The organism is Cryobacterium sp. N22 (assembly GCF_002929555.1).
Taxonomy (GTDB): Bacteria; Actinomycetota; Actinomycetes; order Actinomycetales; family Microbacteriaceae; genus Cryobacterium.
Genome location: NZ_PJJP01000022.1, coordinates 30,782 through 52,882 on the forward strand (window position 1 = coordinate 30,782; position 22,101 = coordinate 52,882).

17 protein-coding genes are annotated in these 22,101 nt (G+C 67.2%); 4 read left to right on the top strand and 13 right to left on the bottom strand.

Annotated features, from left to right (window positions below):
* Positions 1 to 2: 2 nt before the first annotated feature.
* The 11 genes from CXY76_RS02930 to CXY76_RS02975 all read right to left on the bottom strand — a co-directional run bounded on the left by CXY76_RS02930 (position 3) and on the right by CXY76_RS02975 (position 14,400).
* Entirely contained in the window at positions 3 to 1,490 is a 1,488-nt protein-coding gene (locus tag CXY76_RS02930; RefSeq protein WP_233199528.1) for a sugar transferase, read from the bottom strand.
* On the bottom strand, positions 1,436 to 2,431 hold the full coding sequence (locus tag CXY76_RS19610) for a hypothetical protein (protein WP_233199529.1): 996 nt from the start codon (positions 2,429 to 2,431) through the stop codon (positions 1,436 to 1,438). The genes CXY76_RS02930 and CXY76_RS19610 overlap by 55 nt, the downstream gene beginning before the upstream one ends.
* Before the next feature lie 9 nt (positions 2,432 to 2,440).
* Complete coding sequence (locus CXY76_RS02935) at positions 2,441 to 3,046, bottom strand: low molecular weight phosphatase family protein (RefSeq protein ID WP_233199530.1); 606 nt, start codon at positions 3,044 to 3,046, stop codon at positions 2,441 to 2,443.
* Positions 3,046 to 4,491, bottom strand: coding sequence for a polysaccharide biosynthesis tyrosine autokinase (locus tag CXY76_RS02940; protein ID WP_104162773.1), 1,446 nt, complete (start codon positions 4,489 to 4,491; stop codon positions 3,046 to 3,048). The genes CXY76_RS02935 and CXY76_RS02940 overlap by 1 nt, the downstream gene beginning before the upstream one ends.
* Before the next feature lie 171 nt (positions 4,492 to 4,662).
* A complete protein-coding gene (locus tag CXY76_RS02945; RefSeq protein WP_104162774.1) occupies positions 4,663 to 7,065 on the bottom strand; it encodes an ATP-binding protein in 2,403 nt (800 codons plus the stop codon).
* Positions 7,062 to 7,712, bottom strand: a complete 651-nt coding sequence (locus CXY76_RS02950) for a response regulator transcription factor (protein WP_104162775.1) — start codon at positions 7,710 to 7,712, stop codon at positions 7,062 to 7,064. Before CXY76_RS02950 ends, CXY76_RS02945 begins: the two co-directional genes overlap by 4 nt.
* Before the next feature lie 70 nt (positions 7,713 to 7,782).
* On the bottom strand, positions 7,783 to 8,505 hold the full coding sequence (locus tag CXY76_RS02955; protein WP_104162776.1) for a thymidine kinase: 723 nt from the start codon (positions 8,503 to 8,505) through the stop codon (positions 7,783 to 7,785).
* A gap of 34 nt (positions 8,506 to 8,539) precedes the next feature.
* Positions 8,540 to 9,898 (bottom strand): hypothetical protein, encoded by a 1,359-nt coding sequence (locus CXY76_RS02960; protein ID WP_104162777.1) that lies wholly within the window; start codon positions 9,896 to 9,898, stop codon positions 8,540 to 8,542.
* Positions 9,895 to 11,271, bottom strand: a complete 1,377-nt coding sequence (locus tag CXY76_RS02965) for a sensor histidine kinase (protein ID WP_104162778.1) — start codon at positions 11,269 to 11,271, stop codon at positions 9,895 to 9,897. Before CXY76_RS02965 ends, CXY76_RS02960 begins: the two co-directional genes overlap by 4 nt.
* Positions 11,272 to 11,392: 121 nt before the next feature.
* Positions 11,393 to 14,038 (bottom strand): glycoside hydrolase family 3 protein, encoded by a 2,646-nt coding sequence (locus CXY76_RS19770; protein ID WP_104162779.1) that lies wholly within the window; start codon positions 14,036 to 14,038, stop codon positions 11,393 to 11,395.
* A gap of 110 nt (positions 14,039 to 14,148) precedes the next feature.
* Positions 14,149 to 14,400, bottom strand: coding sequence for a hypothetical protein (locus CXY76_RS02975; protein ID WP_104162780.1), 252 nt, complete (start codon positions 14,398 to 14,400; stop codon positions 14,149 to 14,151).
* Between the two features lie 163 nt (positions 14,401 to 14,563).
* On the opposite strand from CXY76_RS02975, the gene CXY76_RS02980 reads away from it, so the two are divergent.
* From CXY76_RS02980 to CXY76_RS02995, 4 genes are all read left to right on the top strand, one after another.
* On the top strand, positions 14,564 to 15,625 hold the full coding sequence (locus CXY76_RS02980; protein ID WP_104162781.1) for a LacI family DNA-binding transcriptional regulator: 1,062 nt from the start codon (positions 14,564 to 14,566) through the stop codon (positions 15,623 to 15,625).
* A 225-nt stretch (positions 15,626 to 15,850) separates the two neighbouring features.
* Complete coding sequence (locus CXY76_RS02985) at positions 15,851 to 16,876, top strand: TRAP transporter substrate-binding protein (RefSeq protein WP_104162782.1); 1,026 nt, start codon at positions 15,851 to 15,853, stop codon at positions 16,874 to 16,876.
* Between the two features lie 113 nt (positions 16,877 to 16,989).
* Positions 16,990 to 17,583 (top strand): TRAP transporter small permease, encoded by a 594-nt coding sequence (locus CXY76_RS02990; RefSeq protein ID WP_104162783.1) that lies wholly within the window; start codon positions 16,990 to 16,992, stop codon positions 17,581 to 17,583.
* An 8-nt stretch (positions 17,584 to 17,591) separates the two neighbouring features.
* Positions 17,592 to 18,899, top strand: coding sequence for a TRAP transporter large permease (locus CXY76_RS02995; protein ID WP_104162784.1), 1,308 nt, complete (start codon positions 17,592 to 17,594; stop codon positions 18,897 to 18,899).
* Positions 18,900 to 18,968: 69 nt separating this feature from the next.
* On the opposite strand, the gene CXY76_RS03000 is transcribed toward CXY76_RS02995, so the two are convergent.
* Positions 18,969 to 20,057, bottom strand: a complete 1,089-nt coding sequence (locus CXY76_RS03000; protein ID WP_104162785.1) for an Rv2578c family radical SAM protein — start codon at positions 20,055 to 20,057, stop codon at positions 18,969 to 18,971.
* Positions 20,058 to 20,579: 522 nt separating this feature from the next.
* Complete coding sequence (locus tag CXY76_RS03005) at positions 20,580 to 22,055, bottom strand: malate:quinone oxidoreductase (RefSeq protein ID WP_104162786.1); 1,476 nt, start codon at positions 22,053 to 22,055, stop codon at positions 20,580 to 20,582.
* Positions 22,056 to 22,101 lie beyond the last annotated feature (46 nt).

The window sequence follows — 22,101 nt, forward strand, 5'->3', positions numbered from 1 at the left end:
GCTCAGTAGGCTCCATTCGGTTTCACAACTGCGCGCACAGTTCGGTACAAAATCATGACGTCGCCAATCAGTGACCAGTTTTCGACGTAATAGAGGTCGAGCCGGATGCTGTCTTCCCATGAGAGGTCCGAGCGTCCACTCACTTGCCAGAGGCCCGTGATCCCCGGCTTGACCAGCAGGCGTCGCTCGGCGTGGTTGTCGTACTGCTCGACCTCCTTCGCGAGCGGCGGCCGCGGACCGACCAAGGACATGTGCCCGAGGAAGACATTGATCAGTTGGGGAAGTTCATCGAGGCTGAATCGACGCAACATGCTCCCCACCTTGGTCACACGCGGGTCGACCTTCAGCTTGAAGAGCACACCGTTGCCATCCGAGCTGTTGAGCAGGTGGGGAAGTTTGTCTTCAGCGTTCGTGACCATCGACCGAAACTTGATCATGCGAAAGTGGTTGCCGTTCAGGCCGACACGCTCCTGATAGAAGAACGCTGGGCCCGTGCTGTCGCGACGCACTGCGATCACAATCCACGCAAAGAGAGGGCTCAACAGCATCAGCCCAAGCCCGGAGGAGATGATGTCGAACGTGCGTTTTGCCGCGTGCCGGCTGCCCGTGAATGCAGGAAAATCCACTTGGATCAGGGGCAGGCCTGAGACAGGGCGTGTGTGGATGCGCGGGCCCGCGATATCGGTCAGCGCCGGGGCCATGATCAGGTCGATCCTCAGCGTCTGTAGCTGCCAGCCGAGTTCCCGGAGGCGCCGCGGGCCGAAAGTGTCGGCTCCGGTGAAGATCACCGTGTCCGCACGGGACAATTCGATGGCTTGGACTATTTGATTGAAATCGCCCAGCACGGGAACCCCCTCAACGAGGTCCTGCTCAATGCTGCCGTTCTCGGTCACGGCACCGGCCAGGTACAGACCGGCCGCAAAGTCGCGTCTGATCCCTTCTACGACGTGGGTGCTTTTCTCCCGCTCTCCCACAACGATGACCCGGTGCACGAATTGGCCGTCCCGACGGCGGGCAATCAGCCACTTCCGCCAGGCCCAGCGACCGATGAGAAGAAAAAGAAGTCCGATCGGGAGGGCCGTGAGGAAGTACCCCCGTGCCAGATCCACCTTGAGCAGAAAGACGACGATTGCCGTGAGACCGAATATCCGAGCGCTAGCGTCGACGATGCGCTTGTACTCGGTGCTCCCGGTGCCGATGATCTTGTGGTCGCGTGTTGCGTAGAACTCCAATGCGAGCATCCAGAAACCAATCAAGGCCAGGGACACAAGCGTGTAGCCGATGGTGAAGTCGGTGAGATTCTCGATGGGGATACGCAACTCTGAACGTCGAGCTCCGAACCACAAGACCTGGCTCCCCAGTACCATCAGCACGATGATGGTGAGATCGGTGAAGAAGAGCCGTGAGGCGTAGGCGCGCTGCCAGGAGACCCCGCTCAGACCCACGACAAACCACCGTCCGTAGACCGGGCGAATGCGTCGCCCGCCCACAGCCAGACGGTGCTGTCCGCTGCAACGGAAATGGCGGTCTCGCCAGGGTTGACCGTGGCGGGCAAGCATGCCGTGCCGGCGGTGGCAACGAGGGTGCCCTCCTGGGAAACGCTAACCAGAGAGACACCGTCGCACCCAGCCGGATTGGCCACCGCCACCGCATAGCCCTCGGTCGTTGCCGCGAGCGCGGCCGCGCCCGGGACAACGGCAGGCTCAGACCAGGTTGCGCCGGAATCCAGGGTTGTGACGACCGAAGCGTCGAGGCAGAGGACGGCAGCAGCGGCGTTGTCGGTTGCCGCGATGGCGGAGACCGCAGCGCACGGTGCAACCACATCCCCACCGGGCGTGTGCACAGTGCCTGGCGTTGCCGGGTTGATGTACCACTCCGCCGCTACGCGATCGGGGTAGGCCTTCCACGCGTCGCCCGCGACGAAAGTTGTGACGAGTTGTGGTGCGCAATCCGTGTCGTCGAGGGTGACCAGGGACATCGTGTCGGCGTTGGCGACGTTGATCGCCAGGATGGAGGAGGCACCCGTCTCGTCAGAGGCGTTGAATCCCTCCCAGGTGGACCCGGAATCGGTCGTGAGTTCGGGATCGGCCGAGGTGGCAGGGCATCCACCGGTCGTGGCACGCCAGGCGGTTGAATCGTCGAGCGCAGCGAGGATGCGAGTGGGAACGACCGTTGCTGTTGCGGTGGCCTCTGCCGGCGCGACCTCAACGGGTGGAGCAGCCTCGACAGGCTCGGCTGATGATGGGGCCGAGGTTGGTGCCGCCGCAACGGTTCCCGCGCTGGCAGGCGGTTGAGTTGCAGTGAGTGCGAAAGCGACCAGACCGATATCGATGAGCAAGAAGACGGCCAGGCCGATGACGATGAATCGCTGACGAGTGCGGTTGTTGCGGTTGTTGCGGTTCCCTCGACTTTGGGGTGTGGATGCGCCCATGAGATCCCCCTAGGGCTGGTGAACTTTTGCGGATCTGTGGAACAGCGATACGACGTCGTTCACGGCTGGAACGAGCTGGCGGGCGGATTCGGCGTAGACCTCATCGCTTCGCCGATACGGGTCAACGACGTCATCATCGTCGGGATGCTCAGGCGGGCCCACGGCTCCGCGCTGTGAGGCCGCGAACCCGACCAGCGTGGAGAATCGACCTGCGACATCATCCAATGGGAGCGCTGCGGCCTCGTCGAGGTCTTCGTCGGTGACGTCACCGACAAGCCGGGCGAATTCCCGGATGGTGAACGTGTAGCGGATGGCCTTCGGGAACAGCTCCACGATTGCCCGTCGGTGTTCTCGGGACATGGCAAATACCAGGTTCGCCTCGCTGAGCTGTTCCACGGTGAGTACCCGCGCAACGTGCCCAGAGGGGTCCCCACCGAAGTGCCGGGACAGATCGGCGGCCTCAGGGGGCATCGCCTGTCCGGTTAGGCCGATGGTACCGGCGCTGCCAAGGGTGACCTCCGGCCAGTACGCCAAACCGACGCGGAGCAGTTGTTCCGCCAACGGCGACCGGCAGATGTTGCCCGAGCACACCGTGAGGATGGTGAAGCCCGCCACTAGGCGGTTCTCCGGCGCGGCTTGCTGAAGCTGTGCCGTCTGGGCGGAGCAGCCACGTCGGCATTGCTGTTTTCTTCCTCAAGGGCGGAGCCATAGCTGTACTGGCCGTAGCCGTACGAGTCCGGCCCCTTCGTCGGAAGCATCGTGATGACCATGCCCACCAACCGGCTGCCTGCGCGTTCGAGGGCCTTCACCGCGGCGGACAGCTCGTTGCGCTTCGTGCGGCCCGAGGCCACAACCATGATGGCACCGCCGCAGAGTTTGCTCAGTACCGCAGCATCAGTGACGAGGAGCAACGGCGGCGCATCGATGAGGACGATGTCGAACTCTTCGGTGAGCGCGGCGAGCATATGCGCCATCGCACTCGAGCCCAGCAGCTCGCTGGGGTTCGGGGGTACGCGTCCGCTGGGGAGGACATACAGTTTGTTCTTTCCCCACTTCTGCAGGACGTCGGAAAGTTCTGCGCGACCGATCAGTACGTCGGTGAGACCGACGCCACCCTCGATGCCCATGTAGTCGGCGACGCGAGGCAGTCGCAAGTCACCGTCGATCAAGGCAACGCGGGCGCCGGTCTCGGCCATGGCGATGGCGAGGTTTGAGGTCGTCGTGCTCTTGCCCTCACCCGGAATCGAGCTGGTGACGACGAAGCTACGGGGGCCGCCTTCGATATTGACGAACTGCAGGTTCGTGCGCAGGCTGCGGAAAGACTCTGCGCGAGGGTTCTTGGGGTCGGAGTGAACGACCAGCGGCCGGATACGCGCGTCGGGGTCGTTCGTGATGCCACCGAGCATCGGGGCATCCGTGACGAGGTCGATGTCATGCAAGCTGTGAATGCGAGTGTCAAGAACACTGCGCAGCACGGCAAGACCGATGCCCAGCGCCAGACCGATAAGGAGGCCGAGCGCGATGTTGAGCGGGATGTTGGGGCTGGCGGGTGCTTCTGGCACGAGGGCCGGCTGAATCGTCGCGATCTTCACCGGGCTCAAGGCTTCGCCGTCGGGCTTCTCCAGCTGGTCGACCACGATGCTACTGAAGTTCTGGCCCACAGCATTGGCTATCTTTGCGGCGAGCACCGGGTCGTCGTTCGTGACGGCGACGTCGATAAGGACAGTGTTAAGAGGAGAGGAGGACTCAACCATTTCCGCGAGGTCAGCAGCGGTGAGATCGAGCTTAAGGTCGGTGATCACCTTGTCCAGCACTATGGCGCTATTCACCACATCGACGTAGGACGTGACCGCCTGGCGGGCGAAGCTGGTGCCGGCAACGAGCTCGCCGCTACCAGCGTCTGCGGAGGACTTCACGGAGACGTAGAGCTGGGTGCTGGCGACGTAGGTGGGCGTCGTGGCGATAGAGGCCGTGGCAGCAGTTGCCACCCCGAACAGGGTCAAAGCCAGAATGAGGATCCAACTTTTGTGGAAGATCCTGAGATAGTCCTTTAGTTCCACGCGCGTTCCTTCGGTAAGTACTCGTCGAGAGGAACCGCTCGTATTGCATTATCCCCGAAGTCATCTTTGCACATCCGTGGCGCAAAATGACCCTCGAACGGGAGGTGCGGGCACACAGCGTCACGGAGGGTGGCCGCGGTGACAGCTGTCCCCCGCACAGGGGTGGCCCTGTTAGTCGGGGTTGCGCACGGTTCCGTCGGGGCCGACGACCAGGATGCGGGGGGTACCGGACTCGATCACGATGGTGGCCACATCCGCCCGGCCGGCCGGTAGCACGCGCACGGTGGCGCGGCCATGCTCGATGGTTTGAAGCACGTCGGCGACGGTGCAGGCGAGGGTCTCGAGCTGCTCGGGCGGGGTGTCGGCGCTGTCGTCGAGCACGGTGACCTCCACGCCGCGCTGCCGGGCCGCCTGCACGGCGAGGATGACGGGGGGCACGAACAGGACGCGGCCGCGGATGGCGTCGCGGAGGCTGGCCTCGACGAGCAGGCACGCGGCACGCTCCTCGGCGGTGAGGGCGTGCGGCTCGGCCAGCCGCAGCAGGGTGGGCCGGGCGAGAGCGTTGACCCGCCGCAGCTGGGCCTTGCGCTCACGGATCGCCGCCACGGTGGTGGCGTCCTGGCGTGCGCGGGCGAGGTCGTTCTGGGTGAGCACCTGCAGGTCGCGTTCGGACCGGCCGAGTCCCACCACGAAGAGGCTGCCGGCGAGCAGGGTGCCGGCATGTCGGCTGACCAGGTCCACACCGACCATGGCCGATTGGCCGGTCTCGACCGCCCAACTCACCGCGAGGAGGGCAAGCACCGCGTAGCCCATCCAGGCCGACCGGATCTGGCCGCGGGCGGCAAGCACCACCAGGATCAGGGTGATCGCGCCGAGGTGCCAGTGCGCGAACGGGGCCTCGTCGTGGGCGGGCAGATAGGCGAACATCAGCACGGCACCCAACCCGCTGAGGCCCAGGGCCACGGCCACTTGCGTGCGGGGGAAGGGGCGGGTCAGCGGGCGCATCAGGGTGATGCCGGAGAGCACGATTGCGAGGTAGGCGCCGACGAGCAGGGCCAGCGGCCGGCCGGGGACGATGTTGATGAGGGCGAGGAGGCCGTGCACCAGAACGAAGAGGGCCAGGATGAGGCGGGCCATGGGGGTGGTCAGGTCGAGAGACCGGGAGAGGAAGGCGGGGGTGGGGTCGGCGGGCGTGGGCGGCGGGGTGAGGTCTGGAGATCGGCCGGCGGGGGTCTCGACAGGCTCGACCAACGGTGGTTGCGTGTCGCGGATTGGCGTGCGGTCGGGGGCCCAGGCCACGACCACGTCGGTGCCCCGGCCGGGGGTGGAGCGCACGTGGGCGGCGCCGTCGGGCAGCCGGGTCATGCGGCCCAGGATGGACTCGGCGATGCCCAGCCGCTCCGGCGGCACCAGGGCCGGGTCGAAGCCGACGCCGTCGTCGCTGACGGTCACCTGGAATCCGTCGGTGGTGGAGAGCACCGTGACGGTGCGGTGCACCGGCCGGGCGGGGTCGTGCCCCGCGGCCGAGTTGACCGAGTTGCGCAGGGCTTCGCCGACGGCGCCGAAGATGGCTGTCACGGCCGCAGAGGGCACGGTGCGCTCGATGCCCGCTTCCTGGCCGGCGCGGGCCGGGTTGTCGAGGCGCACCGCGGCATCCGGGGCGATCTGATGCGCCAGCGTGGCGATGCGGCGGGCGGCGTCGGAGACCAGCACCACCGGCTGCGGCGGCGGGGAGCGCAGCGCGTCGAGCTGGGTGAGGGTCTTGGACGCGTGGCCGGAGACCACGTGCGGCGGGGTGCGGCCGAGGCCGGCCATCAACAGGGTGGAGATGACGCTGTCGTGCACCAGCGCATCGATGCTCAGCCGCTCCTGCCGGCGGGCCACCCGCGCGGCCCGGTGTGCTTCGGCCTGCCGGGTGAGCAGGGTGGCCTCGTCGACCCGGGCCGCGGCGCGCCGAGCGGCGAGGGTGAACGCCACGAACACGCTCACCAGCAGCAGCGAGTAGAGGCCGTCGGCCAGGCCGATGAGGGCCGGGTCGGTGTCGGCGGAGGTCTTGAACCGCACGAGACCACTGAGCAGGCAGGCGAGCACCGTGAACGTCCAGGCCAGGCGGCGGCGGGCGAAGACGGCGACGGCCACGCAGGGCACCCCGGTGAAGGTGATCGCCCAGGGGATGTCGGCGCCGGCGGGCAGCGGGCCGTCGCGCACGACGAGCCAGAAGCCGACGATGACGAGGAAGCTCAGCGCCTCGGCCGTTACAAGGCCCCGCAGGATGCGCGCCGACCCCCACCGGGCACTGAGGCCCAGGGCGATCGGCAGGCCGAACGACGCCACCCAGGCGGTCGCAGCCAACCCGGGGGCCGGCTGCCAGGCCTGCGCGAAGTAGGACGGCAGCGAAAGCAGGCCGAAGATGCCGGCCGCGGCGGCCACGGCGATGCAGAGCAGCCGGGTGAGGTTGGCGGTGGCGGTGTGGGCCGGGGGCTCGGCGACCGTGGGAATCGGCACGGTCGGGTCTGGGGCCGGCTGTGTGCCTGTGCCGGCGCGAATGCCGGTGCCGCCCGTCAGCGCGGTCATGAGCGGCCGGGCAGCGGCAGGATGCCGTCCTCCAGCGCGCGCTTGTACAGGTCGATTTTGGTGTTCGCCGGCCGACCGACCCGTTCGTACTTGGACCGCACGCGGCGGATGTAGTCGACCACGGTGAGCTCGGACAGTCCGGTGTGCGAGGCCACCAGCGGCGCCTTGGCCCCGGCGGCGTAGAGCGAGAGCACCTCGCGCTCGCGGGGGCTCAGGCCGGCGTCGGAGAGGTCGGGGTCGCCATCCAGGGCCGCAGCCCACTCGGTGGACGCGACGGTGTCGCCAGCCGCCGCCCGGGTGACGGCGTCGAGCAGCACGTCGGTGGGTTCGGACTTGCGCACCACGCCGAGCACCCCGCTGCGGGCGGCGGCGCGCATAAGACCCGCGTCGTCGCCGCCGGTGAACGCGAGCACGGATGCGCCGGTGGCCCGCAGCCTGTCGACGTTGCCGGTGACGGTGGAGCCGTCGGAGAGGCGCAGGTCGAGGATGACCAGGTCGACCGGGCTCTCCCCCACCTCGGCCAGCAGTTCGGTGACCGTGGCGACGGTGGCCACCACTTCGATGTCGGGCAGGGTGGCGAACAGGCCCGCGAAGCCGCGCACCACGATCTCGTGGTCGTCAATCAGCGCAACGCGGAACTTGTGCATGTCTGCCTCTCCTGCCGTGCCGAATCGGGTGCCCTGATAAATGACGGCTTTTGCCGCCGGGGATGCTTCCCTAGGGTATTGATGGGGAACTTGCCGGGGGGCAAGCTGGGGCGCTCTCGATGGGCGGATTTGCTTCGTGCGGATCCACATCGATTGAGCGCCCTCGCTCCGCCGGCTCCCGGCGCCGGTTGTTGAGCACACCGTGGCTCTCCTCGAGGTAGCAGGAGCCGCAGAGCGACTCGTAGGTGACCTCGACGCCGTCGATGGCCACCTGGTCGCCGTCGAAGACGAACGCGCCGTCGACCTTGCGCCCGTTGAAGACGGCCTTGCGGCCGCACCGGCAGATGGTCTTGAGCTCTTCGAGGCTGTGCGACACCTCGAGCAGCCGGCGGCTGCCCGGGAAGGCCACGGTCTGGAAGTCGGTGCGGATGCCGTAAGCGAGCACTGGGATGTTCTCGATGATCGCGATACGCAGCAGGTCGTCGACCTGGGTCTCGGTGAGGAACTGCGCCTCGTCGACGAGCAGGGCGCTCACGTCGAGCCCGGTGCCGGCCAGGGTGTCGGCGCGGTGCTGCTGGAACAGGGCGTAGGCATCCGTGTCCGGCGTGAGCAGGAAGTCGACGCCGCGGGTGACGCCCAGGCGGGAGAGGATGCCACGGTCACCCTTGGTATCCACCGACGGCTTGGCCAGCAGCACCTGGTGGCCGCGCTCCTCATAGTTGTAGGCGGCCTGGAGCATCGAGGTGCTCTTGCCGCTGTTCATTGCTCCGTATCGGAAATACAGTTTCGCCATAACCGCCGGTACCGTCCTCTTAAACGTTGAGGTTTCAGCGTACTTGGCGGGGCGGTTGCTTCGCGCGCAACCCGGCGGGGGTGGCCGGGGTGGCCGGGGCTTCCCGGGGTGGGCCGGCCTCGTGCGGGTCGCGGGCGCCGTCGAACTCGATGGTGAGCGAGGGGCGCCGCACGGTGACCCGCACGTTGGCGAAGACCACCCGGATGACGCCGAGGTAGGGGCGCAGCAGGGCGCGCACCTTGCGCGGCGGCAGGTCGAGGGCGGCCTGGATGGTGATGGTGTCGACAGGGGCAGATGCCGTCGCCGGGGTTGCCGGGTTGCGCTTGGTGGGCTTGGCCAGGGTCAGCAGGGGTTGAGTGAGGGTGGCCGGGGCGGGCCGGGCCGGGGTGGGCATGGTCGATCCGGTGATCTGCACGACAAGGCTGTGCGGGTCGAAGCCGGGCGCAGCGCAGAGGGCCCCGATCAGGGCCGCGGTGGCGGCACGCTGCTCGGCGCGGAAGGCCGTGGCGCGGTGTTCGGGGTCGGCAACGACGAGCAGGCCCGGGGTGCCGCGCTCGGCCAGGGCGCTGCGTTCCCGGGTGGCCACGGAGTCCAGCCAGGTGCGGTCGATCTCGGCGACCAGGGTGCGGCGCACATCGGCGGCGAGCTGACCGGCTTGGGCGATGTCCAGGGCGGTGACGGTGCCACGGTCCAGGAGCTCGGCGAGGAACGGGATGACGCCGGACTTCAGGGCGGAGACCTGCTGCTCCACCACGGCCCGGGCCATCTGGCCGCGGGCTTCTTCGGTGCGGGCGACGATGGCGCGGCGGGCATCCGTCTGCCAGGCGAGGATGGAGCGCACGATGCGGCGGGAGTACGCGGCACCGGCGGCGGTGGGCGCGAGGATCTGGGTGACCGAAACAATCGCGTACACGGCCACGGGCACGTGCACTTCATAGGAGCCGGTTTGCGGCACGGTGATCAGGATGGCGACGACGCTGGCGACGGCGCCGGACAGGGCGATCTCGCGCCAGGGCCGGTAGGGGGCCAGTGCCAGGAGCAGGAAGCCTATGCACACCGGGCCGAAGTCGTCTTGCACGAGCAGGTTGGCGCCCCAGCGACTGAGCTGTTCGCAGACGTACCCGAGCAGGGCGAAGCCGGCCATGATCAGGTGGATCCGGCGGCCGAACGGCGAGTGCGCCGGTTGGGTGGCGATCACCAGGGTGGCCGCGGCGGCGGCCATGGCCAGCACGGCGAGGGTGGCCAGCAGGATGTTCTGGATCTGGTCCTGTTGCAGGACCGTGGCGATCACCGAGTAACAGAGCACGATCGAGGCGATTGCGGGCGACAGCGGCCAGGCGGCGAGGGTGCCCAGCGGGTCGAGGCGCTGCTGGGTGGCGCGCCGGGCGGTCACGGGGTGGTCCCATCGGTGGTGGCGGCTGGGGTGGGCGCATCCGCGAGCTGCCCTGCTGCGGACGAGTTGCCCCGGTGTGCCGGGGCAACTGGTCCGGACGGGGGCAACTCGGCGGAGAGGGCAGCCACGGCCGGGGCGGTCTCGGCGGCGGCTTCGGCGGCCGCGGCGATGGTGGATGGCACGATGGGCGGTGCGGGCAGGGTGAGCAGCACCGAGGTGCCGGCGCCGGGACGGGACCAGATCACCACGGAGCCGCCGAGCCGTTCGATGCGTTTGCGCACCGACTGGCGCAGCCCGAGCCGGTCGCTGCCGGTCTCTGACTCCATGAAGCCGCGGCCGGCGTCGAGCACCATCACCGAGACGTTTTGCCCGTCGGCGTCGATGACCACCTCGGCGGTGACGATGCCGGCGTGCAGCAGCACGTTGACCAGACATTGCTGCACGGCCAGGCCCAGCTCCCGGTCGCTCTGCGGATCCAGGCGCGCCAGGGCCTCCTTGTCGCCGGTGATGTCCACGACGAGGCCGCGGTCACGCATGCGGTCAATGGCGCGGAACACGGCGCTGGACAGCCATCCGTCGTTGCCCGCCGCGGTGGCGGTGCGTTCGTCGACGTGGGTGAGCCAGTCGCGCTCGGCGAGGGTTTGCAGGGTCTCGCGGAGGCCGGCCTCGAGGCCGCGGCTGAGCGGGCCGGGTTTGGCGCGCGCCACCGACACCAGCTGGTTGAGGGTCGTGTCGTGCATCAGGGCGATGGCGCGCACGTCGAAGTCGTGGCGCAGGATGCGGGACTCGTCGTCTTGCACGGCGCGGTGGATGGCGGGCTGGGCGGCGCGCCCGGTGCGGCGGGCGAGGCCGTCGAGCAGCATCACGCCGACGAGGAACAGGTAGATGACGATGGTGAACACGTCGGGGCGGTCGGGCACGGGGGTCTGCGAGATGGCGAGGGTGGCGGCGGCCTCGGCGAGGAGGAAGCCGAGGGTGCTCCACAGCACGCCGACGAGCGCGCCGGTGCCGGCGCCGCCGACCATGATCAGGGCCATCTTGGGCAGGGAGATCAGGAACATGTCCGAGGACGGGAAGACACCGGGCATGCCCAGCACCGCGCTGGTGAACAGGTACGTGCACACGGCGCCGATCAGCAGGTAGGCGATGGTGAGCGGCACCGTGCGCCACTTGGCGAGCAGGCCCAGCAGGGCGCCCATGCCCAGGATCGCGGCGACGGTGATCTGCAGCCGGTCGGTGACCGGGAACACGCTCAGCGCCAGGACCGAGAACAGGGCACCGGCCAGGCAGACCAGGCCGAACCAGTGCGACGCCCGGGCGAGGGCGCGGCTGAGCGTGGCCTTGACCAGGTGGTCGGGTAACCCTAGTGACATCGCGCCCTCTCCGCGTCTGATTATCTCAGGTGGGCGGGGGTTGGCGGCGTTCTGCCGGCGGATCTTGCCTAACGCGAGATTGGCCCGGCACGATCGAATCGTGCCGGGCCAATCCCGGTTTCTACTGGTCCTGGTCCAGTTCTGGTTCCAGTTCGCCTTGGCGGTGCCTGCGGTGAGCGAGCAACAGTCCGCCACCGGCCAGCATGGTCAGCAGCGCCATCACGACCACGGTCATCGAGATGTCGACGCCGGTCGTCGGGAGGTTCCCCGCCCGCGCCGTGGCGTCGGCCGCGTCGATGGGTGTCGGGTCTGCTCCGGCCGGGGCAGCCGGCTCCCCCGGCATGGCCGGGTCGACCGGGGTGCCGGGGTCAACCGGGGCGCCGGGGTCAACCGGGGCGCCGGGGTCGACCGGGGTGCCGGGGTCGACCGGCAGCACGGCTTCGGGATTGGCGTAGCTGTACCCGGCACCGAACGGGAACAGTGCGCCATCGGCGGTCTCCTCGTAGCCGGGAAGGTCGCTGAACTGTTCTTCCACAGCCGCGCGGGTTCCCGCGAGCGCGAAGGGCATCTTCCCCGTGAAGTCGACGTCTTCTTCGGTCGAGCCGACCTGTCCGGAGAGCAGATCCATGAGCGCCTTGTCACTGATGCCGAACCCGGCAACGATCGCGCCGGCATCCCGAAGGCCGCTGGCCTCGTCGAGCACGAACGGCTGGCGGAAGTAGACGTGGAGCACAACCTTGCTCGGGTCGCCGACCTCGTCGATGACCTGCTGGATGGTGTCCAGCGACGGCGTGACCTGCCACGACTCCGAGGTCGACATTCCGGTGAAGTCGAGAATGCTCGTCTCCCACGGAAGTGAACCACCGAATTGCAGCCCGCTGTCGGTGCACGTTGCGGCGGCGTAGGCGACACACGCGTCGGCGGCCCCAAACGGGCTTTCGCCGTCGAGGCCGGCGAAGCCGTCCGCGACGATCGGGTTCACGTGCTCGCCCTCGGCGGCGGCTTGGCTGTTGTAGCCGCGCGTGTTGACGTTCTGCGCCGACATCGAAATGACAACGTAGTCGCTGCCCTCCGCGCTGGGTCGCGCGCCGTCCGCAGCCGCGCTCTGCCCGTCGACGACGTCATAGCCGTAGGACTCTGCCACCCCCGGTTGGATGTCGCCGAGGAGGTACACACTCGAACCCTCGGCCAGCGGCAGGGTTCTCTCGCTGGTCGGGTCGTCGGCCGTGATCGGATCGTTCTGCAGCAGCACGGCGGACTTGTGTTGAACGTCCAAAGCGACAGCCTGGTGTTCTGCGGCACCCACCGTTGCGTCGGCAGCTGCCTCATCGACATACGGGTCCTCGAACAGTCCCATCTGGAAGATGGGCTCGAGGAGCCGTTCCGCAGCCTGGGTGACCCGGGCCTCGGTGACGAGACCATCGCTGACCAGGTCGAGAATAACCCCGACATCGTGGAAGCCGGACAGCGTTTCGGTGCCGCCATTGATTGCCGCCGCCACACGCTCGGCAACCGTCGCCTCTTCGAGGCCCCACGCGCGGGACTCGATGATGCCGGTGTCGGAGTTGACGTAGCCGTTGAAGCCGAGCTCGTCCCTCAGAAGCCCGTTGACGATCTGATCCGAGAAGGCCATGCCGACCTCGTCGTAGGTGACACCGTTGCGGGTGAGGTCCATGGGAACGCCGTAGTACGGCATGATCGCCGAGACACCCGCCTCGATAGCGGCTTCGAAGGGCTGGAGGGCGTAGTCGAATCCGCCGCCCTCATAGGTCTGGGTCTTACCGAAGGAATAGTGCGGGTCGAACCCGAGCTCCTGCGGTCCGCCGCCGGGGAAGTGCTTCATGGTGAGGGCAACCGACGACTCGGGAGACAGCGAGTCGCCGTCTGAGTTCACCGGGCCCTGCAGGGTCTGCACGAGGCTCCGCATGATGTTGGAGTTCAGATTCGCGTCTTCGGTGAAGGTCTCGTGTGCCCGGTACCAGCGCGGTTCGGTGGAGAGGTCGGCCATGTAGCCGTACATCCCGCGCAGGCCGATGGATTCCCATTCCTCGCCCATGACTCCGGCGAAATCCTCGATGACAGACATGTCGCCTTCGCCCAGAGCCGCGGCCGCGAGGCCGGCCTCCTTGGGGAACGCGGTGAATGCGCCCGCCGCCTCGTTGATGCCCGCGCGCGCGTTCGGGTCGATGTGGTTGCGCGCATTGGACTTGAAGAGCACCGGGATGCCGAGCCGCGAGTCCTCGGCCAGCTCCTGAACCGAGTTCATGTACCCGGCCGCTTCACCGGGGGTGACGCTGGTGCTCGCGGCAAAGCCGCCCGCTGCCGGATCGCCGCACACGGCCTTGTCGGCGCTGGTGACGACGTTGCGCACGATGAAACGCCGCATGTTCTGGGTGTCAATGTAATCCGCTGCCATGGAGGGAACCACGCCGCGTGTGCCGGTGGCCGTGTCGCAGGCGGCGTTCATCGTGTCGATGAGCATGAGGCCGGCCTTCTCCTCCAGCGTCATCTGGCCGACGAGATCGGCGACCCGCTCGTCGACCGGCTGGCGCGAGTCTTCATACACGTCGAGTCGGCCGTTGCCGTTGCGGTCCTTGAACTGCTCGCCATCCACCGTGAGGTACAGCTTGCTGCCCCGCTCCGGGGTGGCGGATGCGGCGGGCTGGACGTTTGTCGTGACCCCCATCGCACCACCGGCGAGCAGAGTGAGAACGAGCGGAACAGCCGTTCGGGACAATAGTTTGCGGCGGGTTTTTTGCACAGTCATAGACAATCTCCGTTGATCGAGTGACGTGCGCGTATCTGCTCGAAGAGAGGATTTGGAGCGAGCAGACAGCGCACCTATCTGCCGATGCTCACGGAGTTCAGCTGCCGTGCCTAGCTCTTGCCACCAGTTGTCGCACCGGTCAGATCGAGTGCGACCATCGTGAAGCCGGCCGATTTGATGAGGTTCACGACCTCGCTACGAAGCGGTTCCACGGCGAGGACCGGGATGACCGAGGAATCCACGATCACTCGTGCCAATTCGCCGAAATGCTGCACTCGCACGCCGCCCAGGCCCAGGCGGCGGAGCTCCGTCTCCGCCATCTCCACTTGCGAGCTGGCTTGAGTGCCGGTGACGTCGGTCATGGTTTTACGCTCCTTTGCGTGATCTCGCCGTGTTGCTTGTTGCGGCCGTACAGTCATGAGCGCGAAGCGGCGTGGATTGTCACTGTAACCGGTGCCGGTGCGAAACAATTCGTTTCTCTCCCGCTGTTTGGCAATCGGTTGTCATTCTGAGTAGGCTCACAGAATGTCTGAAGACTCGGACGGCAATGGCGCCCGTCGATCCAGCCCCACTATTTACGATGTCGCTGCGGCCGCAGGCGTGGCACCATCAACGGTTTCCCGAACCTTCTCGCGGCCAGGGCGGGTGAACAGCGAGACCGCAGAGCGCATCCGCCGGATAGCCGCGGAGATGGGCTACCGCACGAATCCGGTGGCGCGGGCGCTACCCACGGGACGAACCTCCATCATCGCCATCATCGTGTCGGATGTGACCAATCCCTTCTTTTTCGAGATCATCCGTGGTGCCGAAGAGACCGCGTCAGCGGCGGGGTACACGCTTCTGGTGGCGGATGTGAACGAGTCCGCGGATGCCGAGCGCAAGGCCCTGGACCGCACGCTTCCCCTGGTCGAGGGGATCGTGCTGGCAACCTCCCGCATGTCCGATTCCTCCATTCGCGTCGCGGCCAAGCAGCGACCGACCGTTGTACTCAATCGCACGACCACCGACATTCCCAGCGTCGTCACCGACAACGCCCGCGGGATGAAGCGGGCGGTGCACCATCTCGCCGACCTTGGACACACCAGCATCACCTACGTGGCCGGCCCGCAGGGGTCGTGGGCCGACGGGGTTCGATGGCGGGCCTTTTACGACGCGACCACCGAACTGGACATCAGGGGCAAGCGGGTCGGGCCCTTCGCCCCAACCCAGGCCGGGGGGCTGTCGGCCGCGCATGAGTTGGCGAAAGACGCCACCTCCGCAGTCATCTCCTACAACGATTTGATGGCGATCGGCATGATGCGCGGCTTCGTCAGGCAGGGGATCAGCGTGCCGGACGACATCTCCGTCGTCGGCTTCGACAACATCTTCGGCTCAGACTTCTGCACGCCGCCGTTGACCACCGTGGCGGCCCCGCTGCACAGCCTGGGCGCCTACGCCGTGCAGACGCTCCTCGCCGAGCTGGCGAAAACGTCCTACGACAGGCAGGCCGCGCCGAAGCCCCTCAAGGTTGTTCTGCTGCCCTCCCAACTGGTGGTGCGCGGATCGACCGGGCCACGCAACGCGGTGCTTGCCAAACGAGCGTCGTAATCCCGTCCCGTTCCACCCCTGCGGCAAATGATGGCAATTGGTTGCCATCATCTGTCGGACTTGCGTAAATGAGTTCAGCGCCGGCGGTCCTCGTCACGCGCAGTAGCACTCACACAGCACGGCAACGGCGCCCAACCCCCGGCACAGCAGACGGATCCAACGTCATTCGGGTGGTATCTCCTCGGGACGCCTGCGCCGCGCATCCCATGCACCCAAGGAGACACCATGCGGAACACATCGCGGTTTTTCGTAGCCCCCACAGTGGGCTTGCTCGCCCTTTCGCTCGTTGCCTGCGGCAGCAGCACCGCCGAAGGTCAGGCGGCCGGCGGCGAGACCACCACCCTGCAACTGGCCCTGAACCAGACCGAAGAGCACCCCTCGTACATCTCTCTCGACGCTTTCGGTGACCGCCTCGTCAAGTCCACCGATGGCCGCTTTGACATCGAGGTCTTCCCGAACGAGCAGCTGGGCGCCCAGGCCGACACCCTGCAGCTCGTCAGCGACGGCGTTGTCGACATGGCAATCGTCTCCGGGGCCCAGCTGGAGAACCTGTCCAAGGACTTCATCGCCTTCAACCTCCCCACGGTATTCGATTCCGTCGAGCACCAGATGTCCGTGGTGAACAACCCGGAGATCACCGGCGACCTGTACTCGTCGCTGGCCGAGAGCAACAGCGTTTCGGTCGTCGGCGGCCTCACTCAGGGTGCCCGCAGCATCTACACCAAGACTGCGCCCGCCGAGACGCCCGCCGACCTCGCCGGCCAGAAGATCCGCGTCCAGGAGAGCGAACTGTTCCTCGCCCTCGTCGAGGCCATCGGCGCCTCGCCCACCCCGATGGCTTTCGGTGAGGTGTACACGGCTCTGCAGTCCGGCGTTATCGACGGCGCCGAGAACAACGAGGTTTCCTACTTCACCCAGAAGCACCACGAAGTGGCCCCGTTCTTCTCGTACACCAACCACCTCATCGGCCTGGACTACCTGATCATCAACAGCAACACGCTCGAGGGCATGAGCGACGAAGACCGCGCAGCGTTCGACGAGGAATGGACGGGGACCTACGAACAGCACACCACGCTGTGGGGCGAAGCGACCGACGACGCCATCGCCGGCGCCACCGCGGCGGGAGCCACCTTCACCGAGGTCGACTCTGACGCCTTCACCGAAGCGCTCGAGCCGCTGGTTGACCAGTTCCTGACCGAGCCCAGCCAGAAGAAGCTCTACGACGCCGCTCGTGAGGCCAGCACCAAATAGTCTGCCGTCACTCGCGGGGCCGGGCCGGAGCAGAGGCTCCGTCCCGGCCTTGCGCGTGCGTACCCGTAACGCGACACCGCCGTACAACTGGGCTGGCACCCGAAGGGAAAACAATGGCTACACATCCGGACGATGAGGCGAACTCCTCCGAACACGACGACGCAGCAACCGTGCGCACATCCAGGACGGTCCCAGCTCTCGAAGCGATCCGCAAGACTACAGACCGCATCCTGGCCCTGTTGTGCATGGTGATCTTCGTCGCACTCGTGGTGATCGTGAGCTGGCAGGTCTTCTCGCGACAGATACTGCAGGACTCGGCACCGTGGACCGAAGAGGCGGCGCGTTACACCTTCGTAGTCCTGGCCCTTCTCGGCGCGGCGCTGGTTTTCTCGGAACGCGGTCACATCGCCGTGGAGCTGCTGGCGTCCAGGTTCCCCGTGGCCGGTCAGCTGATCATCTCGGTGGCCGTTGAACTGATCGTGATCTTCTTCGCGGTGTTCGTGTTCGTCATCGGCGGCTACCGGGTGGCGGCGAATGCCTGGAACCAGGGACTCTCGACGCTGCCGCTGAGTGTGGGGCAGGTCTACATGGTGCTGCCGCTCGTGGGCATCCTCATCACCTTCTACTCGATCTACCACCTCATTACGGTTCTCCTCAACGGAGAGCGCCCCACGCCGTCCGTCGACGAGACCGCGGAAGTGATCTAAGGCGCGCCATGGATACTCTGACAGTCACCACAATCGTTCTTCTGGGCGGAATCGCCCTCTTGCTCGCGTTCGGTGTTCCCGTTGCCGTCGCAATGGGCCTGCCGTCTGCCTTCGCCATCGTGCTCCTGTTGGGTTGGGAGGGCGCCGCGCTCACATCCGCTCAGCGGGTGTTCTCCGGAAGCAACTCCTTCGCACTCCTTGCCATCCCCTTCTTCATCCTGGCTGGTGGCCTCATGACGAACGGCGGGATAGCGACCCGCCTCATTGACCTTGCTCTGGTCGTCGCCGGTCGACTCCCCGCTTCACTCGCGCAGACGACCGTGGTGGCGAACACCATGTTCGGCGCCGTTTCCGGAGCATCGGTCGCATCCGCCGCCGCCGTCGGCACCGTCTTGTCACCGCGAATGAAGAAGGACGGCTACGACCCGGCGTTCTCCGCCGCCGTCAACGCCGCGGCCTCACCGGCGGGGATGCTCATCCCGCCGAGTAACACCTTCATCGTGTACTCGCTCGTGTCCGGAACGTCGATCGCGGCCCTCTTTATGGCCGGCATCGGCCCGGGTCTGCTCTGGTCTGCGGTCTGCTTCGTCATGGTCGCGATCTATGCCCGCAAGCACCCGGAACTCCGCAGCCACGTCCGGCCCAGCCTGCGCCAGGCGCTCATCGTCTTCCTGCGGGCGCTGCCCGCGCTGGCGCTCATCGTCGTCGTCATCGGCGGCATCCTCAGCGGATTCTTCACTGCGACCGAGTCCGCGGTCATCGCCGTTCTCTACGCCTTGATCCTCGGGCTCGTGCAGCGCACGCTGCCGGTGCGCGACCTGCCCAAGGTGATCCTCGAGGCGGCCAAGACCACCTCCATCGTGATGCTGCTGATCGGTGTGTCCGGCATCCTCGCGTGGGTGCTCTCGTTCTCCCGCATCCCGCAGACGATCAGCGAGAAGCTGCTCAGCTTCACCGACAACCCGGCGATCATCCTCGCCATCATCATGGTGGTGCTGCTGCTCGCGGGCACGATTATGGACCCGACCCCGGCGATCCTGATCTTCACGCCGATCTTCCTGCCCGTCGTGGTGTCGGTCGGGGTGGATCCCATCCACTTCGGCGCGATGATGGTCTTCAACATGTGCCTCGGCAACATTTCGCCCCCGATCGGCAACAACCTCTTCGTCGCGGCGAGAGTTGCCAAGGTGAAGATAGAACCGGTCATCGGCCGGCTGATGCCGTTCTTCTGGGCGCTGTGCATCGGCCTGCTCATCGTGACGTACATTCCCGAGCTGTCGACCTGGCTGCCGACTCAGCTCGGCCTGATGCCGTAGTAGCGCACGGGAGAGGCGCGGGGCCGGCGGTCGCGCGCCTCTGCTGTGTCGCGATCCGGGAGGGGGCGCTCAGAACAGGGTGGGCGAGAGCTCCGGCGGCAGCTCGGCGGAGATCAGCGAGCCGGCCGGGCCCGCCGTCGGGCCGGGCCGGGCATCCGCACCGGTCAGTGCTGTGGAGAGGATACCGCCGGTCGCCGGGTCCTCGGTGCGCCGCTGGAGCCCGTGCGCGCGGATCAGCGGCTGGATGCGCTCGGCCAGCCACTGGCGGTACTCCTTGGGTGCGTAGGTGCCCCGTTTGTAGAGCTCGCGGTACCGGGGCAGCAGCTCGGGGTGGTCCTGTTCGAGCCACTGGAAGTACCACTCCTTGACCCCGGGCTTGAGGTGCAGCGAGCTGTAGAGCACCCCGGTGGCGCCCGCGGCCTTGGCTTGGCGCATGGCCTCGTCGAGGTGGGCCTTGGTGTCGGTGAGGAACGGCAGGATCGGCATCATGAACACCGAGCAGTCCAGGCCACGGTCGCGGATGGCACTGACCGTGGCCAGCCGGGCCTTGGTGCTGGGAGTGCCCGGTTCCACGGCCTGCTGCAGCGCGTCGTCGTAGATGGCGATCGACATGGCCAGGTCCACCGGCACGTGTTGGCTGGCCTCACTCAGCAGGTCGAGGTCGCGGCGTAGCAGGGTGCCCTTGGTGAGGATCGAGAACGGGGTGCCGGAGTCGGCAAGCGCGGCGATGATGCCGGGCATCAGCCGGTAGCGGCCCTCGGCCCGTTGGTACGGGTCGGTGTTGGTGCCCAGCGCCACCGGATGCCGGCCCCAGGTGGGCTTGGTCAGTTCTTTCCTGAGCACCTCGGCGACGTTGACCTTCACGATGATCTCGTTGTCGAAGTCCTTGCCCGCGTCGAGGTCGAGGTAGTTGTGGGTGGGGCGAGCAAAGCAGTACGAGCACGCATGAGAGCAGCCCCGGTACGGGTTGATGGTCCAGCCGAATGGCATCGCGCTCTGGCCGGGCACCCGGTTGAGGGCGGACTTGGCGAGTACCTCGTGGAAGGTGATCCCGTCGAACTCGGGGGTGCGCACGCTCCGCACCAGGTTGTTCAGCCGGGCCAGGCCGGGCAGCGCGCCGGCCTGCTCGGTCGTTAGTTCCTGTCCACTCCACCGCATGCATCAAGTCGAACACATGTTCGACTGGGATGCAAGGTGGTGGACGGTGCGTGCCCGATCTGTGCGACTGGGCTCGGCTGCGGGCGGGACCTGGCCGCGTGCAAACGCGGAGTTATTCGGGACACGCCGCGTGGGCGGACGGTCGATACGGCGTGTTGCGAGATTCTCCGCCTTTAGTGCGGGCCTGGGCAGCCGGGCCGGTGTGGGTGCTGCTGGGGCTTGAGCTACTCGGGCCGTGCGGGCAGTGCGACCGGAGCGCGGCTCACGCGGGTTGCGCGGCACGGCGGGGCGCCGCATCCGCCGGTCGGGTCGTCATGCGGGGCAGGCGCCGCTATGCGCCTGGCGCGCCACCCGCGCAGCGGCGCCTGACCCGCATGACTCGAGTCGGGCCGCGGATGCGAGACGGGACGAACCGCAGGGCGGGTCGCGGGGTCTCGACAGGCTCGACCAACGAGACGGGACGAACCGCAGGTCGGGTTGCGGGCTCTCGACAGGCTCGACCGGCGAGGCCGGGCCGGGGGACTAGGCGGTGAGGTGCAACGTCTTAGCGGTGGAGGCCAGGGAGGCGGCCGCCGCGGCGGGGTCGTCGGAGAGCTTGGTGCCCAGGCTCGGGACCATCTCGCGCAGCTGCGGCTCCCAGCGGGCGTACTCGCCGGGGAAGCAGCGTTTGAGCAGGTCGACCATGATCGGTGCGGCGGTGGAGGCTCCGGGCGAGGCGCCGAGCAGACCGGCGATGCTGCCGTCGGCGGAGGTGATGACCTCGGTGCCGAACTGCAGGATGCCGCCGGCCTTGGCGTCCTTCTTCATGACCTGCACCCGCTGGCCGGCGGTGATCAGTTCCCAGTCCTCGGCCTTGGCCGTGGGCATGAACTCGCGCAGCGCGTTGAGCTTGGCGGTGCGGGAGGCGAAGACCTCCCCGATCAGGTACTTCATCAGGCCGAAGTTGTTCTTGGCCACGGCGAGCATCGGCACGAGGTTGTGCGCGCGCACCGAGAACGGCAGGTCGAACCAGGTGCTGGTCTTGAGGAACTTGGGGCTGAAACCGGCGAACGGGCCGAATAGCAGCGAGGTCTCGCCATCCACCACCCGGGTGTCGAGGTGCGGCACCGACATCGGCGGGGCGCCCACGGCGGCCTTGCCGTAGACCTTGGCCTGGTGCTGGGCCACGATGGCGGGGTTGTTGGTACGCAGGAACTGGCCGCTGATCGGGAAGCCGCCGAAGCCCTTGATCTCGGGGATGCCGCTGCGCTGCAGCAGCGCGAGGGCGCCGCCGCCGGCACCGACGAAGACGAACTTGGCCTCGACGGTGTTCGTGTAACGGCCCACCAGGCTGAGCAGTTTGAGCTTCCAGGAGCCGTCGTCCTGCTGCTTGAGCGAGGTGACCTGCTGGTTGAGGTGCACGTGGGTGCCGCGCTCCTTGAGCGAGGCGAACAGGTAGCGGGTGAGGGCGCCGAAGTCCACGTCGGTGCCGGACTCGATGCGGGTCGCGGCGATCTTCTGCTTGGCGGCGCGCTTCTTGGTCAGCAGCGGGGTCCACTTTTCGATGACGGCGCGGTCCTCGCTGAATTCCATCCCGGCGAACAACGGCTGGTCGGCGAGCACGGCCATCCGTTTGCGCAGGTAGTCGACGTTGGCGGCGCCGTGCACGAAGGTCATGTGCGGGGTGGAGTTGATGAATTTCTCGGGCTCGGGCAGCACCCCGGTCTCGACCAGATGCGACCAGAGCTGGCGGCTGATCTGGAACTGCTCGTTGATGGCGACGGCTTTCTCGGCCGTGACGGTGCCGTCGGCGGCCTGGGGCATGTAGTTGAGTTCGCAGAGCGCCGCGTGGCCGGTACCGGCGTTGTTCCACGGGTTTGAGCTCTCCTGCGCAAGCTCACCGAGGCGCTCGTAGACCTGGATGTTCCAGTCGGGCTGCAGTTCGGCGAGCAGGGTGGCCAGGGTGGCGCTCATGATTCCCCCGCCAATCAGGGCGACATCGACCTTTTCTGAATTCACGTTCTAACTCTAACCCGCCGCGCGGGCCGCTCCGCCGGGGTGCCGC

Excerpts from the sequence above, each read along its gene's own strand:
- CXY76_RS19610 (WP_233199529.1), bottom strand. The coding sequence starts at position 2,431 with ATGGGCGCATCCACACCCCAAAGTCGAGGGAACCGCAACAACCGCAAC.
- CXY76_RS02945 (WP_104162774.1), bottom strand. The coding sequence starts at position 7,065 with ATGACCGCGCTGACGGGCGGCACCGGCATTCGCGCCGGCACAGGCACA.
- CXY76_RS02950 (WP_104162775.1), bottom strand. The coding sequence starts at position 7,712 with ATGCACAAGTTCCGCGTTGCGCTGATTGACGACCACGAGATCGTGGTG.
- CXY76_RS02955 (WP_104162776.1), bottom strand. The coding sequence starts at position 8,505 with ATGGCGAAACTGTATTTCCGATACGGAGCAATGAACAGCGGCAAGAGC.
- CXY76_RS02965 (WP_104162778.1), bottom strand. The coding sequence starts at position 11,271 with ATGTCACTAGGGTTACCCGACCACCTGGTCAAGGCCACGCTCAGCCGC.
- CXY76_RS19770 (WP_104162779.1), bottom strand. The coding sequence starts at position 14,038 with ATGACTGTGCAAAAAACCCGCCGCAAACTATTGTCCCGAACGGCTGTT.
- CXY76_RS02975 (WP_104162780.1), bottom strand. The coding sequence starts at position 14,400 with ATGACCGACGTCACCGGCACTCAAGCCAGCTCGCAAGTGGAGATGGCG.
- CXY76_RS02980 (WP_104162781.1), top strand. The coding sequence starts at position 14,564 with ATGTCTGAAGACTCGGACGGCAATGGCGCCCGTCGATCCAGCCCCACT.
- CXY76_RS02985 (WP_104162782.1), top strand. The coding sequence starts at position 15,851 with ATGCGGAACACATCGCGGTTTTTCGTAGCCCCCACAGTGGGCTTGCTC.
- CXY76_RS02990 (WP_104162783.1), top strand. The coding sequence starts at position 16,990 with ATGGCTACACATCCGGACGATGAGGCGAACTCCTCCGAACACGACGAC.
- CXY76_RS02995 (WP_104162784.1), top strand. The coding sequence starts at position 17,592 with ATGGATACTCTGACAGTCACCACAATCGTTCTTCTGGGCGGAATCGCC.
- CXY76_RS03000 (WP_104162785.1), bottom strand. The coding sequence starts at position 20,057 with ATGCGGTGGAGTGGACAGGAACTAACGACCGAGCAGGCCGGCGCGCTG.